Annotated in this window: 10 protein-coding genes and 3 pseudogenes; 7 read left to right on the top strand and 6 right to left on the bottom strand. The window is 59.3% G+C overall.

What is annotated here, in order from left to right; translation table 11 throughout:
* The first annotated feature begins 446 nt into the window (after positions 1-446).
* The 4 genes and pseudogenes from NKJ58_RS29295 to NKJ58_RS29310 all read left to right on the top strand — a co-directional run bounded on the left by NKJ58_RS29295 (position 447) and on the right by NKJ58_RS29310 (position 7,328).
* A pseudogene (locus tag NKJ58_RS29295) lies at positions 447-1,597 on the top strand (IS256 family transposase).
* Between the two features lie 800 nt (positions 1,598-2,397).
* Positions 2,398-3,702, top strand: coding sequence for a lysine N(6)-hydroxylase/L-ornithine N(5)-oxygenase family protein (locus tag NKJ58_RS29300; protein ID WP_352854530.1), 1,305 nt, complete (start codon positions 2,398-2,400; stop codon positions 3,700-3,702).
* Between the two features lie 506 nt (positions 3,703-4,208).
* A complete protein-coding gene (locus NKJ58_RS29305) occupies positions 4,209-4,988 on the top strand; it encodes a phytanoyl-CoA dioxygenase family protein (protein ID WP_352854532.1) in 780 nt (259 codons plus the stop codon).
* Positions 4,989-5,324: 336 nt separating this feature from the next.
* Positions 5,325-7,328 carry a class I tRNA ligase family protein gene (locus NKJ58_RS29310; RefSeq protein ID WP_352854535.1) on the top strand — a complete coding sequence of 668 codons (2,004 nt, stop codon included), beginning with the start codon at positions 5,325-5,327 and terminating at the stop codon, positions 7,326-7,328.
* Positions 7,329-8,084: 756 nt separating this feature from the next.
* Here NKJ58_RS29310 and NKJ58_RS29315 read toward each other — a convergent pair.
* From NKJ58_RS29315 to NKJ58_RS29325, 3 genes and pseudogenes are all read right to left on the bottom strand, one after another.
* Entirely contained in the window at positions 8,085-9,542 is a 1,458-nt protein-coding gene (locus NKJ58_RS29315; RefSeq protein WP_352854537.1) for an NAD-dependent succinate-semialdehyde dehydrogenase, read from the bottom strand.
* A 200-nt stretch (positions 9,543-9,742) separates the two neighbouring features.
* Positions 9,743-10,450: pseudogene (locus NKJ58_RS29320) on the bottom strand (M16 family metallopeptidase); the annotation flags it as partial.
* Between the two features lie 656 nt (positions 10,451-11,106).
* Positions 11,107-11,331 carry a hypothetical protein gene (locus NKJ58_RS29325; protein WP_352854539.1) on the bottom strand — a complete coding sequence of 75 codons (225 nt, stop codon included), beginning with the start codon at positions 11,329-11,331 and terminating at the stop codon, positions 11,107-11,109.
* A gap of 372 nt (positions 11,332-11,703) precedes the next feature.
* Here NKJ58_RS29325 and NKJ58_RS29330 point away from each other — a divergent pair, with 372 nt between their 5' ends.
* Positions 11,704-11,916 carry a cold-shock protein gene (locus tag NKJ58_RS29330; RefSeq protein ID WP_352854541.1) on the top strand — a complete coding sequence of 71 codons (213 nt, stop codon included), beginning with the start codon at positions 11,704-11,706 and terminating at the stop codon, positions 11,914-11,916.
* 219 nt (positions 11,917-12,135) lie between these two features.
* Here NKJ58_RS29330 and NKJ58_RS29335 read toward each other — a convergent pair whose 3' ends face one another.
* Positions 12,136-12,606 (bottom strand): Ros/MucR family transcriptional regulator, encoded by a 471-nt coding sequence (locus NKJ58_RS29335; protein WP_023783325.1) that lies wholly within the window; start codon positions 12,604-12,606, stop codon positions 12,136-12,138.
* Positions 12,607-13,005: 399 nt separating this feature from the next.
* Here NKJ58_RS29335 and NKJ58_RS31560 point away from each other — a divergent pair.
* A pseudogene (locus NKJ58_RS31560) lies at positions 13,006-13,679 on the top strand (ISL3 family transposase); the annotation flags it as partial.
* Between the two features lie 82 nt (positions 13,680-13,761).
* Entirely contained in the window at positions 13,762-14,766 is a 1,005-nt protein-coding gene (locus NKJ58_RS29345) for a glycosyltransferase family 10 domain-containing protein (RefSeq protein WP_352720644.1), read from the top strand.
* 137 nt (positions 14,767-14,903) lie between these two features.
* Here the strand turns inward: NKJ58_RS29345 and NKJ58_RS29350 are convergent, their stop codons facing one another.
* The gene (locus tag NKJ58_RS29350) at positions 14,904-15,257 is read right to left on the bottom strand and encodes a hypothetical protein (RefSeq protein ID WP_352720646.1); all 354 of its coding nucleotides are present in this window, start codon (positions 15,255-15,257) and stop codon (positions 14,904-14,906) included.
* A gap of 847 nt (positions 15,258-16,104) precedes the next feature.
* A partial coding sequence (locus NKJ58_RS29355) for an IS256 family transposase (RefSeq protein WP_352854543.1) occupies positions 16,105-16,941 on the bottom strand: 837 nt, incomplete at its 5' end.

The raw sequence follows: 16,941 nt of genomic DNA on the forward strand, positions 1-16,941 counted from the left end.
ACACGCATCACGCGCTTCGCGCCGGCAGAATAGCCTGGCCACGGACCCCTCAACATGTATTAGGGCTGACGATCAGATGCATGACTGTGTTGGCCGGGCTCGTCGGCTGCAGGAAAAGGCGATTGCTATTTTCGGTGCAGTCCGAATTGAGCCAAGGCTCGGAGTATCGGGCGAAACTAATGTCGACGGAAGTTGGTACACGCGCCAGACACAGCTTGAAATTTTCCAGCCTAAGATGCTTCGAATGAGATACCTTTCTTTGCCGGTCCGCGAACTTGGATCGTGTCCCACCAGGTGGTGTAGCTCGGCGGTAGCGAAGCCGCTCACGAGCGCGCCGTTAGTAGCGCTGTAGCGAGCGAGCGGCGTGTGGGTGGTCATCGGCGCTTTCCGGTAGGGTTTGGTTGTTGACGCCAACCCATTTCGGAAGGACCACCGATGCCGACGACATGATGAACCTGCGCACGCTCGTGGAGAAGACCCCGGATGCCGATCTGCTGCGGGAGATGATCGGCTTTGCCGCCGAGCGACTGATGGAAATGGAGGTGGGCGCGGCCACCGGCGCCAGCTATGGCGAGAAGAACCCGCTGCGGCTCGCCCAGCGCAATGGCTACCGCGACCGGGACTGGGAGACGCGGGCCGGCACGGTCGAGCTGCGCATCCCGAAGCTCAGGAAGGGAAGCTACTTCCCAGGTTTCCTCGAACCGCGCCGCATGGCCGAGAAGGCGCTAACCGCCGTCATCCAGGAAGCTTATGTGCAAGGCATCTCGACCCGGTCGGTTGACGACCTGGTCAAGGCCATGGGTATGAGCGGCATATCCAAGAGCCAGGTCTCGCGGCTGTGCGAGGAGATCGACGGGGAGGTGAAGGCCTTCCTCGATCGGCCGATCGAGGGCGATTGGCCATACCTGTGGATCGACGCCACTTACCTGAAGGTGCGCCGCGGTGGGCGGATCGTCTCGGCCGCCGTTATCATCGCCGTCGGCGTCAACGCGGACGGCCGGCGCGAGGTACTGGGCACGGAGATTGGCACCTCGGAGGCCGAGCCGATCTGACGGAGTTCCTGCGCAAGCTGACACGTCGCGGCCTGCGCGGCGTCAAGCTCGTCGTCTCCGATGCTCACGAAGGCCACAAGGCGGCCGTCACCAAGGTGCTGTGCGCGCACATGGCAGAGGTACCGCGTCCACTTCATGAGGAACGTGCTGGCCCATGCCGGCAAGAGCGGCCGCAGGGTCGTCTCAGCCTTCATCCCCACCGCTTTCGCCCAGGAAACGCCCGAGGCCGCGTCCGTACAATGGCGCGCCGTCGCCGACCAGATCCGGCCGAAGGTGCCGAAGCTGGCGACAACCATGGACGACGCCGAGCCCGACGTGCTGGCCTACATGACCTTCCCCAAGGAACATCGCGCCAAGCTCCACTCGACGAATCCGAACGCCTCGTCGGCGCAATCCTGCTCGAACAGAACGATGAATGGGCAGTGCAGCGGGCCAGATTTATGACTCTGGAAACGATCAGCCAGATGAGCGATGATCCCCTGATCAGCCTTGCCAGCCGTGGCGCGCTGATCAGCCCGGCCCATGCCGGAGAGCACGGCGACTAATGCCGCCAGCTACACCACGCCGCGGGACACGATCTACCGGAGAAATGTGGCCGTTAGCGGAAGCTTCGCCGCTCTCAATCTTTGCCACGCGGTCGGCTGGTCGGCGGGGAACAGATGCCGATCCTGCGGGTACTCTGTCCGGCAGAGACGCAAGGTTCTGCACTGTCCGATCATGAAGACTTCGTGCTGGTCTCCACAAGAGAAGTATTTTGGTGCAGAAGGGCCCGATTAGCTATCGAAAAAGGCGACATCGACGTGCAAATGGGGCGCCGCAGTGAGGCGTCCCCCTCAATGTCGGATTTCTGACAGGATCGTAAATCCGCCAACCCATTGTTTTAATAAAATTTCCTTCTCTGGCACGGCCCATGCATGGGACTCTGCGAACGCATCAGCGAGACGTCGTCCATGATCATGCGCACGAAAATGCTGTCGCCGCAGTGAAAACCGCGCTCTCGCCTGCCATCAAGCCGCCGAAAGGCCGGCGCGTCATGGTCGAGGCAGGCGATTGCGCCGGCTTCAAACACCTTAGTGGGCCTGGAAAGCTCCTCGCGTGACGGCGAGGGGGGCACCCAGACGGGCGGAAAGGACAAACGTCGTTGCCCCACGTCGCCGGCATGACCCGTCGATTGTCACCGCGCTGGAATGCGCGGGTCTACATGCGAAGACCCGAACGCGCAGGACAAATTCTCGCAAGCCCGGTCGGGACTGGGGCTCGAAGTCCGTGAGCGGAGGCTAATGGCTATGGCCTATATTCGCCGCGAACAAGCCGCCTAGTGGGAAGACGCTATAGGAGGAAGCAGGTGGAGTTATCTTGCGTTGGGATCGGTGCTGGCCCGTCCAATTTGAGCCTTGCGTGTCAGATACACGAGCAAGTTGGGAAAGGGGCAGTGTTCCTGGATCGGCAGGTCGACTTCCGCTGGCATCCAGGCATCGCATTCGATTCCTCGGAGCTCCAGGTCAGCCACTTCAAGGACCTGGTCACTCTAGTGAATCCGCGATCAGCCTACACTTTCGTAAACTTCCTGCACGAGAACGGGCGTCTGTATCACTTCCTGAACGCACAGTTCGAAGCCGTGCTCAGAGTGGAGTTCGAACAATACCTGAACTGGGTCTTCCACAGGAACCCACTTGTGCGTGGCCGCGAGACAGTGCGCGAAATCCGCTTTGACGGCGAGTTTCAGGTGCGGACGGATAAGGCGGTTCTCGGCGCCAGAAACGTTGTGGTCGGCATTGGCAAGCAGGCGCAAATTCCGCCTCAATTTCAGGGCTGGGTTGGACGCAACCTGTTCCACTCATCGGTTTTACTGCACATCCACCCTGAGGTGCGGAGAAAGCATGTCTGCGTGGTCGGCGGAGGCCAGTCGGGAGCCGAGGTGATGTTGCACCTTGTCGGCCTGCCGAACGAACGGCGGCCTGCCTCGATCACTTGGGTCTCGCAGCGCGAAAACTATCTGCCTCTGGACAACAGCCCGTTCACAAACGAGTTGTTCATGCCCTGCTTTTCGGATCGCTTCGCGGCGATGAGCGAGTCGCAGCGTAAGCTGCTCCTGCGGCGTTTCGTGCTTGCTTCGGACGGCATTTCGGAAAGCACGTTGCGCGCGATCTATCAGGCGCTGTACCGCCACGCATTTTTCGAGCCATACCGATGCGACATCACACTGCGGCCGGGCTGCACCGTCTCGCACTGCATCAACGCCGGACCGGGTCACAGGCTGACCCTGCAGCATGGCATGGACGAGGTCGAAGAAGTCACGGCTGACATCGTCATCCTGGCCACCGGTTACGAGAACGCGGTCCCAAGCTTGTTGGAACCGATCATGGGCCGCTTGGAGCAGATCGACAATGAATTAGCTATTCGCGAGGATTTTTCGGTGAGCTGGGACGGACCGTGTGACAGACGCATCTTCGTACAAAATGCGAGCCTCGGGCAGCGCGGCCTGGCCGATCCGAACCTAAGCTTGCTGGCCTGGCGCGCGCGTCGCATCCTCGATAGCCTACTTGGGCGCGCGCCATGCGCGAACCCCGAGCATCCTGGCTTCATCACTCATACCTCGATCGAGAGCTGGCCCGACCACGCAGCCGAAGAAATGGGCAGTGGAATATGACTCGTATGCTTTTGATCATCGGCGGTGGCATCCTAGGAATGATGCCCGCCTGCGCTGCGGCGAACCCCGGAGGCTTCTCCGATATCATCGTGACCGACCAAGCCCTTCGACCAAGCGGCGCATCGCATCACTCTGGGGGCGTGCATTTCCCCTACGGTTGCCAAGGCCGTACCAAGTCGCTCACTCGAAAGACCGCCGTGGTCTTGGCGGCCATGGCTGGGTCGGCAGGTAGCGGATGGTGCCGGCCTTTGGCGATGCGTGTCGTGGTTGAACCGGGTGAAGCGATTGATCCGGCCCAGTTTGCGGAACGCCTAGACCCGGCTGAGCCTGACATAGGCAGTCTCGCGCCGAGCTTCTGCGGACAATATCCGCCGGAGCGGAACGCACTTAGCATCGCCTCCCTCATCACGTGAGTCCGTCTCTGTGGACCCGCAACTTGATCAGCGTCCGACCGTCCTAATTGGCATGTCCAACCAAACCAGTGTTTCCAACAGGAGGCTTTTCGCATGTTGACTGATGCACAAAGAGAAAAGTGGCAGAAGGACGGATACGTCAGGCTCGAAAGGTTCTTCGATCCAGCGGCTCAGGAAGATATCTCTACCTTTGTCGAAGATATGTCACGCTGGGATGTCAGCGATGATAAATGGCTCATGTGGTTCGAGAAGACGACGGACAATCGAAAGATCATCTCCAAGATCGAGAATTTTCTCGACTTCCATGATCCATTGCGTCGTTTGCTCTTAGAAGATCAGCGCATAAAGTCAGCGGTCGAGGAGTTGCTTGGCGAAGATTCGCGCAGGCTCAAGGAGTTGCTGATTTTCCACTACCCCGACAGCGGCGGCTATCTCCCGCATCAGGACATTTATCACATTCCACACAAACTCCCGGATCGGATGGTCCATGCGGTGGTTGCCATAGGCATCGACGACTCCGACGAGGAAAACGGCGGGCTTTTCTTCAGCCCCGGCAACCACAAGAAGGGGGTGTTTCCCATGGATGCCGGTGGGGTGATCGACCCTCAAGTTGCCGAAAAGTTCTCCTGGGAACCCGTAGTATGGAAGGCTGGCGACATCTTCATCTTCGACGATTACGCACCGCACTACTCACGACCGAACAAAAGCAATCGTTCTCGGCGGACGCTCTACTTGGTGTTCCAGCGTGCTTCAACCGGCGGGCCGACCCGCGCTGAATATAACGTGCTTAAGCGCGCCCTTAACCCACCCGAGGGCAAAGTGGCCGATCTCGACAATCTCAAGCCCCCAAATGGCATCTTCTATCGCGATTGAGCTCACGCAGGCCAGGCGGAGGCATGCACACGACTGATCGACCGCTCAAAAATGCGCGGACGGTATCGCCGTCTGATTTGCGGGCTCGCGGAGCATCGACCGCAGCCCGTTACGACGCTTTGGCACGTGGATTGTGGAGGTGGTCGCAGGCGGTCTTCTGTGCGCCTACAGCCCGACTAGTGCCCCCCCCTTGGTTGCCCGCTTGCCGGCCCAGAGCTGCACTATCCCTGGCCGGGCCGCCAATGTTCGGACTGCCTTTCTTTCCACGAATTGCACGGGAGGCTGTTGCGTTGGCAGCCAAAGGTCCCACTCCTTCAACAGCTTAGGTTGGTTGTCATGCGCAAATACACGTTTTCTCGAACGGAGCTGTCGCGAGCGTTCGGTATCGACACGGCCACGCTTGGAACGGGCAGCGCTCGCACGGGGTTTTCGTTCGGAAAGGTTGGACCCGGGGTCACATCCGAGCCCCATCGGCACGACGAAATCGAGGCCTTCGTGGTCCTGTCAGGATCGGGCAATGTCACCACCGACCGGGGGGAAATCTCGGTCGAGGCGGGCGATGTCGTTCTGTTCCATCCTTTTGAAGCGCATGTGCTGCGCAATGACGGAAACAAAGACCTAGATTTCGTCGCTGTCTACTGGCGAGACGGCGAGGCCGCCCTTGATGCCGCTGCAAAGACCACGACTCCACGCGGCCCAATCTTCGTCTTCTCCACGCCGCCAACGCCAAATGGCGATCTGCATCTGGGGCATCTTTCTGGCCCTTATTTCGGCGCTGACGTCTATACTCGTTTCCTGCGCATGAAAGGAGTGGAGGCCTATCACCTGACCGGAAGCGACGATTACCAGAGCTACGTCGCGACACGCGCCGATGCCGATCAATCGACGCCTGCAAATGTGGCGCGCTACTACGCCGACGAGATTCGCGCCACGCTTGCACATCTCGATTGTGAGATCCACAGCTTCCAAGCCACAATGGACGATGACGGTTACGGCGAGTTCCAAACCGCGTGTTTCCGGAGTCTTCTGAGCAGCGCGGCGGTAGATTTGCGCCAGAGCCCTGCGCTTTTTGATGCTGTGACAGGCCACTATCTTTACGAGCCGGATGTTGGCGGCCTCTGCCCCGATTGCGGCGGCTCCGCCGCTGGCAACATCTGCGAGGAATGCGGTGCCCCAAACCTTTGCCACGACTTAGGTGCAGCGCGGTCACGGCAGTCTGCCGAGGCGCCGGTGGTCGGCTCCCTCCGCCGTCCAGAACTTGCCATGGACCAATGCTACGACAATATCGACCGGCATCTAAGGGCGTCGGGCGTCCCGCTACGGATCTTGGATCTCTTCGCGCGCCTACGCCAACGCGGCGACTTTTCAGTGCCCATTACCCACCCCTCGGACTGGGGCCTGCCGGCGGAGGGGTTCCCGGGGCAAGTGATCTGGGTGTGGCCGGAGATGGCATTCGGTTTTCTGTACAACATCCAGGCGCTCGGCCGCTCGATGGGTCGCGACTGGAAGGCGGAGATGCCCGGCAACGACTGGCAGATTGTCCATTTCTTCGGCTTCGACAATTCGTTCTACCACGCGCTACTCTACCCCGCTCTTTACGCCGAGGTCTTCTCCCACTGGACGCCACGCATCCGCTATCACGTCAACGAGTTCTACCTGCTCGACGGCAAGAAGTTCTCAACCAGCTGCCGCCATGCGGTCTGGGGCAAGGAGGTTCTGAGCCCAAAGACAGTCGACGTCGTGCGCCTTCATTTGGGCCTGACACGCCCGGAAGGTGAGCGGACGGATTTCACGCTGGACGCGCTGCGCCGCACCGAGAAAGAGGTGTTCCAAAGCATCTGGCTGAACTGGCTTGAGGCGTTGAACCAGGAAATCAAGCAGGATTTTGCCGGCCGTGTACCCGATGCAGGCGACTGGAGCCCGGCCGACCGCGCCTTCTTTGCTCGCATAGAGATCTATCGTGCTGCGATGGAGCGCGCCTATTCGGACGAAGGCTTCTCGGTTCGGCGCGCGGCCACTCAGGTCTGCGAATTCGTGCGCGATTGCGTGATCTACCGCGGGGCGCGAGACTTTGCGGCGGCGCGACGTTTCTATCCCGCCCGCAATCGGACTTCGCTAGCCCTTCAGACGACGGCCGCTGCGATCCTGGCACCGACACTCGCTCCGCTGATGCCCCGCTTCGCCAGAACGCTGGCGCGAGGCATGGATGGCGCCTCAACCGAAACATGGCCCCGGTCCGTCCAGCGCCTTGCGCCTGGGACGCGCTTTGATCTCGGACCCGTGTTGGTGTTCTACGCCAAATCCGGCAATCCTCATCTCCATGACGAGGAAACACTATGAGCCCAAAGGTGCACCAGTGAGCTGTCCCCATCTCGACCAGATCTGCGCGGCAATCAAAGCCGACGATGCCAAATATCTTGACCCGCTGTCACTGGCAAGAGAAGCCGCTCTGAACGGTAGAGACTAGATTAGCTGACCTGAACCAACGCGTCGTCAAACGACCCTGGCCCGCGCCTTCGAGGACCGCTCGGCCGATCGCTTCCCAGCCCTTGCTGTTCGTGCCGAAAATGCGTGTGGGCTCGACTGGGCTGACCAACCTCTTCGGCATCGGGATTTCCGTCCTCCAGCCGGTCAAGGCTGTCATTCGGTTCGACCCGCTCGGTCAACCTGGCGCGCCCTGGACCGTGCGCCGATCACCAATGTGGATGCGAATGCCGCGTGATGGTACCTTCGATTCTGTCCGAGCATGTACCGGCGCGGCAGTCAGCCGAAGAACAGCTGAGCTACTGATTACGATGGCTTGGTGCACAAGCTTCCAACCAGACCGCGCAACGACAGCCCGTCGCCTGAGGATAGTCGGCGAGGGCCGCCAAATCGCAAGCGTATCCTCCGTCGCATGCGCGCCGTCTTCGCCGAAAACGCAGACGCTTGTCTCGTCGAGAGATACATCCAGCTATTTTAGGCGGCTCCTCAGGATTGCGTGTTTGCTCGGGTGCGGACCGCCCCTCAGTTCCCAATCGAGGAGCGATTCTACAATTCACATGTTTGGAGATCGCTCGCTAGTTAACCCGTCTGTGAACCCTGCAAGCCGATGCTTCAGATGCCGCCCATGCAGAGGTATTTCATTTCGAGGTAGTCCTCGAGGCCATGGCGGGATCCCTCCCGCCCGATGCCGGACTGTTTTATCCCACCGAACGGCGCCGCTTCCGAAGACATCCGGCCGGTATTTACCCCGACCATTCCATATTCCAAGCCCTCGGCGACACGCCAGACACGCTTCAGGTTAGAGGCATAAAAATACGCCGCGAGGCCGTAGATCGTTTCATTGGCATCACGCACGACCTGATCCGCATCGTTGAAGCGAATAATCGGTGCGAGCGGCCCGAATGTCTCTTCTTGCGCCACGGTCATCTCGCTGGTGACACCGGTCAGGACCGTTGGTTGGAAAAACGTGCCATTCGTGCCGACGCGTTTGCCCCCGCATCGAATTGCGCCGCCTTTAGCTACGGCATCGGCAATATGGGATTCAATCTTGGCCAAAGCCTGCTTGTCGATGAGAGGCCCGATGTCCACTCCGGGAGCGAAACCGTCACCAACTTGAAGTTGGCGAGCCCGTTCCACGAATTTCTCGACGAACTCGTCGTGAACGCCCGACTGGACGTAAAGGCGGTTCGCTGAAACGCAGGTCTGGCCGGCATTGCGGTACTTCGCCTGGATCGCACCGTCAACTGCGGCATGGACATCCGCATCATCGAACACGATGAAAGGTGCATTGCCGCCGAGCTCTAGGCTGACTTTTTTGATCTGGTCCGAGCACTGGCGCATGAGTAGGCGCCCGATCTCCGTAGACCCGGTGAAGCTGATCTTGCGGACCTTGGGATTTGTGCAAAGTTCGCGGCCGACCGCGTCACCTTCGGACGCATAGATCAGGTTGACGACGCCTTCGGGGAAGCCTGCCTGATGGGCGAGGGCGAACATTGCTCCAGCCACGAGCGGCGTCTGTTCAGCGGGCTTGAGGACGATCGTGCAGCCCGCTGCCAAGGCTGGCGAGATTTTGCGCGCCACCATCGAGGCTGGGAAATTCCATGGCGTTATCGTGCCGACGACCCCGATGGGCTGCTTGATCACCAACATTCGGCGGTCCGTCGATGGTGCGGAGATCGTCTCGCCATAGATGCGATTTGCCTCCTCGGCGTACCATTGCAGATACGCCGCAGCATGCGATAGCTCCGATTTGGCCTCTGCAAGCGGCTTGCCCATCTCCGCGGTGAGAATTGCAGCGAGATCGTCGGCGTGGTCGATGATCAACTGATACCATCGCCATAGAACGTCGCTGCGCTCACGGGCGGTAAACCCTGCCCATCCAGGCTGCGCGACATAGGCCTTGTCGATCGCAGCGCATGTCTCTTCGACACCCATGTCGGGTAGTTCTGCCAGCACTTCGCCGGTCGACGGGTTGAGAACCTCGAATGTCCGCTCGCTAATCCGCGTGCCAAGTGTCGGCAGGCGATCAATGGATCGAAACAGGTCAGGGGATCTCAGGTGACGGGTCATCGGCAGGCACAGGGGCAATACCGGATTCCTCCTCAAACGCAGCAGGGGTATATGGCAAGTGCGGTGTCTATTCCGGATGCCAAGTTCCTTATAGGGCCTCGGCCAGACAGCTAGCAGACCACGGTACCCAAGTGGAAAGGAGAATACCCTGAAATCGCTAGAAGATGCCTCGCGGTTCTACTTTCGGGCTCGGCCGGTCAGGTGCGCGGGGGCAGGACCGGCCCGCGCGCAACCTTGCCATAGGTCTTCGCGGCCAGCGCCTTCACCGTCTCAGGCTCTGCGTCGCCGGCCACCACCAGCACGGCGTTGTTCGGGTCGGCAGCATTTGTTGTAGATCGTGAATGCGTCGGTGCCGTTCAGCTTGTCCATCTCCTGCATCCAGCCGTTGACCGGAATGCGGTAGGGCTGATCGGCCGCAACGTCGCGTTGACCTCCTCGTCCAGCAGACCTGCGGGTTCGTCTCTCTGCGCCAACGGCGCTCCTCCAGAATCACGTTGCGCTCGGTCTTGATATCGTCGTTGAGGATGAGGTTGAACATGCGATCGGCCTCGAAGCCAATCATGTCGCCCAAAGCTAGTCATAGCGTTGGGGGCGTTATTGTAGCCGCCGCTGACTGAGACGGCTCGGTCGAACTCGCTGCCGGCGCGGTTGGTGGTCGCCTTGAAGATCAGACGCTCAAGGAAATGGGCAAGTCCGGATTTGCCGGGTGGCTCGTCGGCGCTGCTGACCTTGTACCATGTGAGTGACGACTGGCGCGCGGTGATCGCGGATGTCGATCCTTCCATGCCATAGTCGAGCAGGAAACCCGCGATCTTGCCGCCGTCGGTGGCGGCCAGAGCCGGAGCGGTCGTCACCAGGGCCAGGGCGGTGGCAGTGAACGCCGTGCGCAGCCAGGGGGAGCGATCGATGGCTCCGGTTGGAAAGGCAAGGTTCGAGGCAAAGTGATTTGTTCCTCATTTTGATGAACGCGTTGCGTCTTCGCCTCCCCGTGGGGAGGATCGGCGGGCAGCGCCGAGCCAGACCAACATGCGGCCAGGCCTCACTCGAGCCTCATCTTCGGATGGACCCAGGAGACCTGCGGCGGTGTTCTTGGCGAGGGTGGTCATTGGACGGATTTTCCTTGGTCCGCGACGTCTGCGGACGACCATGCATGCACCGTGCCAGATCAGAAAACCATTCGAGGCATGAAGACAAGTCGGGTCTGACATGTTGCGCATCCGACATTATGGGCCATCGAACAGGGCTGAAGGCGACGCGAGCATGGCTGAGAGTATCGTCTTCCTTCGGAAGACGATGAGGCGCGCTGCCGGGGAGGGGTACACGATGCGCTTCGAAGGCCGCTGCACTGACGGACAGAATTGAGATGTTGTCGCTCCAGCGCTCGCCGTGGGGGCATGCAGGCAACATTTGTCGCTGCAGGACAGCAGCACCGAAGCTGTGCGCGCTTGCCGTTGTCCCTGGGCACCAAACAGGAGAATTAGCAGTCGCGGTTGATTTCATGTGCGTAAAATACCGCCTGGTGCGCTCGGCTGCAAATGCATGCCTGGCGGAGTGGTCGCTTAGGTCAAGAGCATCGCGTGAGTAACAGCCTGACCTTGCTCAATCTGATGCGCGCTAACCGCCTCGCCGGATTGTGGAACTGCTCGCGGGTGGCTTCTACCACAAACAGCAAGGTCATGAAATCAAGCAGGAAGTCGTCAATCGCTTGGGCGATTGTTTCTGACTTGCCCTTGAACTGGTCCAGCAAAACGCGCGCGCTATCCGCTTCCACGCTGGTCGCATCGATCAACCCCTCGACCCTCTTGAAACAATCCAAATCGAAACTCCTTCATGCGCTTGCCAAGCCGTTATGCTCGAAGGCAGTTCCGTGAACTACCCGGCCTTTGACCTGCGGCACGAGCAGCGGTCGGCCTTACGTCCCGTGCCTCCAAACACGAGCCATCGACGTGGCGCTGAGGAGCGTTGGAAGAAATTGGGCGCTTCCGGCCACGCTCGAGCGGTAGTGTAGGACAGTGCTTGCTGGCGGCTACGCCCACAATGGAGTGCGCCAACTGATCGGGGCTTAACAATTTTTCGCTTTTTGCTGCGCCCAACTCTCGGCTATGACTCGGACAGGCCTAATGGCCTGCCCACGTTGCATTGTAAAAGAAGGAACAAGTATATGCCGACTGGAACGGTAAAGTGGTTCAACAGCACCAAGGGGTTTGGATTTATCCAGCCCGACAATGGCGGTCCGGATGTTTTCGTCCACATTTCCGCTGTCGAACGCGCGGGCCTCTCGACCCTCGCTGACGGCCAGAAGATCAACTATGAGATCGAGCAGGATCGCCGCACGGGCAAGTCCTCCGCTGGCAGCCTCAGCAAAGCTGTTTGAAATTTTCTCCTGCGTCATGGCAAGAGTAGGCACGTAGGTCCTCACGGCCGCTCGACGGGACCGAGCAAAAACTGAGGGCAGCAGATTGCTGCAGGCGTCGCGAATTCCTCATGAAACAAAGTTGTTTGAAAGGAAGGCGGGGTTGGCCCCGCCTTTTTATATGACGCGCAGATTAAGCCGATGGCTGCAACGCTCCAGAACGAATCTCGATTGCCGAAATCAAGCCGCGACCTTCTTGCGGGTTCGCTTCGTTGGCGCAGGCTCCGGCGCTTCCGGCGCCTTCGGTTTGCGGCCGAGCCCCATCGTCTTGGCCAATGTCGAGCGCGCCGCGGCGTAGTTCGGCGCGACCATGGGATAATCTGCCGGCAGGCCCCATTTGGCCCGATATCCATCCGGCGTCAGCCCATAGTGGGTCGACAGATGGCGCTTTAGCGATTTGAATTTCTTCCCGTCCTCAAGGGAGATGATGTAGTCCGGTGTCACCGATTTCCTGATCGGGACTGCAGGCGTAAGGGCAACCGGCTCTTGCGCAGAGACACCTCCGGCCGTCGCTCTCAGAGCCGCATGCACTTGGCCGATGAGGGCAGGGAGATCCCCCACCGGGATCGGATTGTTGGAGACATAGGCCGACACGACATCGGCGGCAAGCTCAATGAGGGTGTCGACGTTTTTTCCGGCTTCTTCTGTCATGAAACTCTCCAGGCGGTGAAACATAGTCAGCGAAGCGTCGCTTCATAGGGCCGGTTGCCGCTGAAAGCAACAATGCTCGACAGCGTTATTGCCAATGCTCGTCCAGAAGCGACATCGATGCGCCATATTTCCCGTCGTGACGCTGAGCCACTCGTTGTTAGCGACCCTGCCGAGGTGCGTGGCGCGTCCCGGCTGTAACTTTGCGTCGAACTTGCTAGTAGTCTTGAGCCTAAGCGCCGTTTTTTTGTCTCGGTATTACTTCTTTTGACTGTGAAATCGAGGGATCGTGATCGCTTGCTGGTGGCATCAGGGACGATGGACGTTCATTGGCCATGGCCAAATGTAAGTTCATCGCCCGGTGAGCCGCTCTTCCAAGGGGCTGGGAACCGCCGCTGGTAACCAAGGACATCAATGTATTTCGAGGCGTTTCTTAGCCGGTCCTCGAGAGACGGCAATCGCTGCGGACGACACCTGTTCCACGATATCGAACAGCGCTGCGACACAGGCAGCTTCTCGAATCTGGAGCGGCTTCTCGCAAGCTGGCGCCGCGCCGAGAGGCCGGGCAAGGACAGTGCGTCGCCTGCTTCAATCATACGCGTCAACCAGCCAGCGACGCTGTCCCATACGGAATCCCGCGACCGGCCGTGTGATCTCGCCGGTAGTCGCCCCGGCCCTCTGCACGAAGCCTCGGGATGTGCTGACGATCACCTAGGCCACAAAGGTCGACGTCCTGAAGCAGGGATCACATGAGTTTGCCACTATGCGCAGGCTTGCCATGCGTTTCCGCGGCATTTTGCGGGCCTGTGAATTGGGCGAGCTCGACACTTCGATCGACGTGGCGTCAACTCCGGGTTCGTCGCCATCACGCGTTCCGGTCTGGTCCTACGCCGTGACGCTGACGCCGTTCGCGATGCCATTGAACTACCGTGGAGCAACGGCCAGGCGGAAGGGCTGATCAACCGCCTGAAGACGATCAAAGGTACCATGTAGGCAGAGCGGGCTGCGAACTCCTTAGGGCACGCATGCTGCCACTCAGCCGGCCTGATAACCGCACAAAGCGAGGAATAACCTAGTCAAGTGCAAAGCGACAATTGCCTCGACAGCGGGTCCCGGAAGGTTTATGTTGGCCAATGTTACCGCAATCCGGAATGGCGATTGAGTACCTTCACGAGTGAAGGGAGTGAAATTTCTTTGTCGGCCAAATTGTTGACGGAACGCCCGGCGCCCATTGTTGCTACATGTCTAGATTCTTGGGGCGTTTTGGATGATGCGATCCACCATCTCACTCCAAAGGGCAGTGGAATCTGGAACAATGTCGCTTTTGTTCGCACGACATCCTTCGTGCCCGATTGGCATATCGTCTTTAACTCTGCTTCTCTTTTTGGGCTCCCTGTTGATATCGAGGCGAGCCCAAACAGGACAATTTTTGCAATCGGCGAACCGCCGACGAAAGCTCATCGCGCGTTTCATGAAGGGCAGGGGAAAAATACTATCGTCCTGACGTGTGACGCAGAGCTGGCTGCTCGGCAGAATGCAGCGCGCCGATTCGTTTTGTCTCCACCTATCACTCGGTCTTGGTCTGTAAACAAGACATATGACCAACTTCTGGTCAGCGAAGTCGTGGATAAGCCGCTTCGGCTCTCATGGATTACCAGCGACATCGCCCTGCTTAAAGGACATCGATATCGGCTGGCGTTTCTGGAACGGCTGAGAAAGGAGCTCGATTTTGACCTGTTCGGCCGAGGTTTTCGGCTGATTGGAGATAAATGGAACGCACTCGCACCTTACCGTTACAGTATAGCGTTCGAGAATACTCGTGCTGATTACTATTTTACAGAGAAGCTTATGGACTGCTTCGTTGCTGAAACAATGCCGATCTATTACGGCAGTCCGGCAATCACGAGGTTCTTCCCTTCGGACTCTATGGTTCTGATTGACCCAGAGGACAAGAACGTAATCCCAAAAATTCAAGAAATCATCGACTCAGACCTCTGGAAGGAACGTCGCGGCGCAATAAGAGAGGCGAAGCGGTTGGTCCTCGAGAAATATAATACGTTTGCTTATCTCGCGCGCTTCATCGAAAGCGTTCAGGATAAACCCTTACCGCCGGAAATTATACACATCGATTCGCCTGAGGTCGATTTTGGAACAGACGAATGAAGTACTCCAACGCTCGCTTGGCGTGCCCGGCGGTCGGTGGTCTGGCGAGATCGGTACGGAACGCTCGGCGGAGAATGCCTGCTGCGCAGACGGGCCGGCACGGGCGCACGAGGTCATGCGCCCCCGGCTGCCGCTGATCAGACGAACTGGGGAAGGCCGGGAACGGAATTGAGGACCTCGTCCACGAGTTCGTCGCCGGCATGTTCCTTGGCGCAGGCGATCGTCTCGTTGGCGAGGCCGGCGATCTTTGCCATGCTGAGACCCTCACTCATTAATTGCTGGCCGAGCCCCATAAGGCCGCCACCCTCTGGGTCGTCGCCATGATACTTCGCTACTAATTCCGAAGCTCCCGGAATGGCCTCGATCATGCGCGCAACGGGACCGTCGGCCGCGTGACTTTGCAGGAAACCCAGCATTAACCCAACGCCCTTCTCTGCGAGAGCCGGGCCGATGCCGACACCAGTGGCGATGCGCGGTAAGAATTCTTCCATGCAGGGTCTCTCTCTCTCTTTGATGAGGTTTACACGGGGCCGGTCCGGCGCCCAGCTCCCTTGGCCGAACCACAATTGAACTCCACAAAAATAGGCCGGCGGAAGTGCTATTGCGCGTAAAACCGCCTCTGTCAACGCAAGCTGCGTCGGACGTGCGTGTTTCGCAAACCGAAGATCATTCCAATTCACATCATTACGCATTGGCAACCGCACAGTTTGCGGTGGCTCGCTTATGGGCCAATGCCCCGCGTCCGTCAAATGATGACGACAAGGTGGTCATCGCCTAGGATCTGTGGATCGAGGTGTGAGGCAGTTACAGCCGGTGGACCTGCTCAAGCGCCGCGCCGGCACAAGGGCTAGATTGGCGATACTGCGCGTATTGGCCATGTCTTTCCTCGCGTGATGGGATGTTCGTAGAAGCGGAGCTATATGCCGGTGTGACGATCGACAAGGCGGACCGGCTATTCCGATAGGACATCCATACTGTCGCATAGACCGTCGCTGCTTAGGTATTGAAACCGCCATCGCTGGTGACATCACAATGTGCAGTCGGCGGGTGTCGACAACGTCGATTCACGCAATCAGCCGGTCAGGAGGAACGAATGAACCCTGAGGTTTCAGAAGCTCACTTTTCGCAAGGCGTGCAGCGCACATCGTGCAAGAGATTGCCATTCTTGCGGATGCTATCGACTTTCTCAACGATGGCGGGAAGATCGCAGTGACCGAATCTCGAAGCCGCCCTCAGGGCGTGCTTTGATGCATACAAACGGTTGCCGAGCAGGGATACTCCTCCTCCCTGAAGGGTTGTGTGCGTCAAGTTCTGCAAAATGGGCGATCATGAAGCTGGTCATGCGGCTTGGCGTAGAGCGAGCTTCTTGTGCTCGCGCAGATCATCCATGTTGATATAGCGGTTGGCCTCCATCCAGTTTTCGTTGGTTTCGACGGCCAGCGCCCTGACCAGGCGCAGGCAGCTTTCGGCGTTCGGGAAGATGCGCACGACATAGGTGCGCCGGCGGATTTCCTCGTTGAGCCGTTCGAGCATGTTGGTGGACTTTAGGTGCTTGTGATGCTGACGCGGCAGCCGGAAGAAAGTCAGCGTCTGTTCTATAGCTTCTTCCGCCCAGGTGGTCAGTCGCGGGTAGCGGGCGGACCATTTGGACAGCCATGCGGCGAGATCGGCCTTGGCCTCGGCGAGATCGCGCCGGTCGTAGAGCCAGCGCAGTTCCTGCAGGCAATCGTCGCCGTGCTTCCTGGGCAGATGATCGAGCGCGTTCCTGAGGAAGTGGACGTAGCAGCGCTGCCATGCGGCTTCCGGGATCACCTCGCCGATCGCCGCGACCAGGCCGGCATGGTCGTCGGACACGGCCAGTTCGACGCCCTTGAGGCCGCGTCGTTTCAAGCCGACGAGGAAGTCCTTCCAGGCCGAGCGGCTCTCGCGATTGGCCATCTCCACGGCCAGGATCTGCCGGCGCCCGTCCCAGTCGATGCCGACCGCGATCAGCACCGCCTGGCTCATCACGATGCCGGCTTCGCGCACTTTCTCGTAGCGGGCATCGAGAATGAGGTAGGGGAATGGCTCCTGAAGCGGTCGTTCGGCAAACGCCTTCAGGCTCTCGTCCAAGCGCTTGTTGATGGCCGAGATCGACGAAGCCGAGAAGGCATGACCGCACAGCTCTTCCGTGAT

It is taken from the genome of Mesorhizobium sp. M0139, from assembly GCF_040322455.1.
Taxonomy (GTDB): Bacteria; Pseudomonadota; Alphaproteobacteria; order Rhizobiales; family Rhizobiaceae; genus Mesorhizobium.

Coding starts and splice junctions, on each gene's coding strand:
- NKJ58_RS29305 (WP_352854532.1), top strand. CDS start 4,209: ATGTTGACTGATGCACAAAGAGAAAAGTGGCAGAAGGACGGATACGTC.
- NKJ58_RS29310 (WP_352854535.1), top strand. CDS start 5,325: ATGCGCAAATACACGTTTTCTCGAACGGAGCTGTCGCGAGCGTTCGGT.
- NKJ58_RS29315 (WP_352854537.1), bottom strand. CDS start 9,542: ATGACCCGTCACCTGAGATCCCCTGACCTGTTTCGATCCATTGATCGC.
- NKJ58_RS29330 (WP_352854541.1), top strand. CDS start 11,704: ATGCCGACTGGAACGGTAAAGTGGTTCAACAGCACCAAGGGGTTTGGA.
- NKJ58_RS29335 (WP_023783325.1), bottom strand. CDS start 12,606: ATGACAGAAGAAGCCGGAAAAAACGTCGACACCCTCATTGAGCTTGCC.
- NKJ58_RS29350 (WP_352720646.1), bottom strand. CDS start 15,257: ATGGAAGAATTCTTACCGCGCATCGCCACTGGTGTCGGCATCGGCCCG.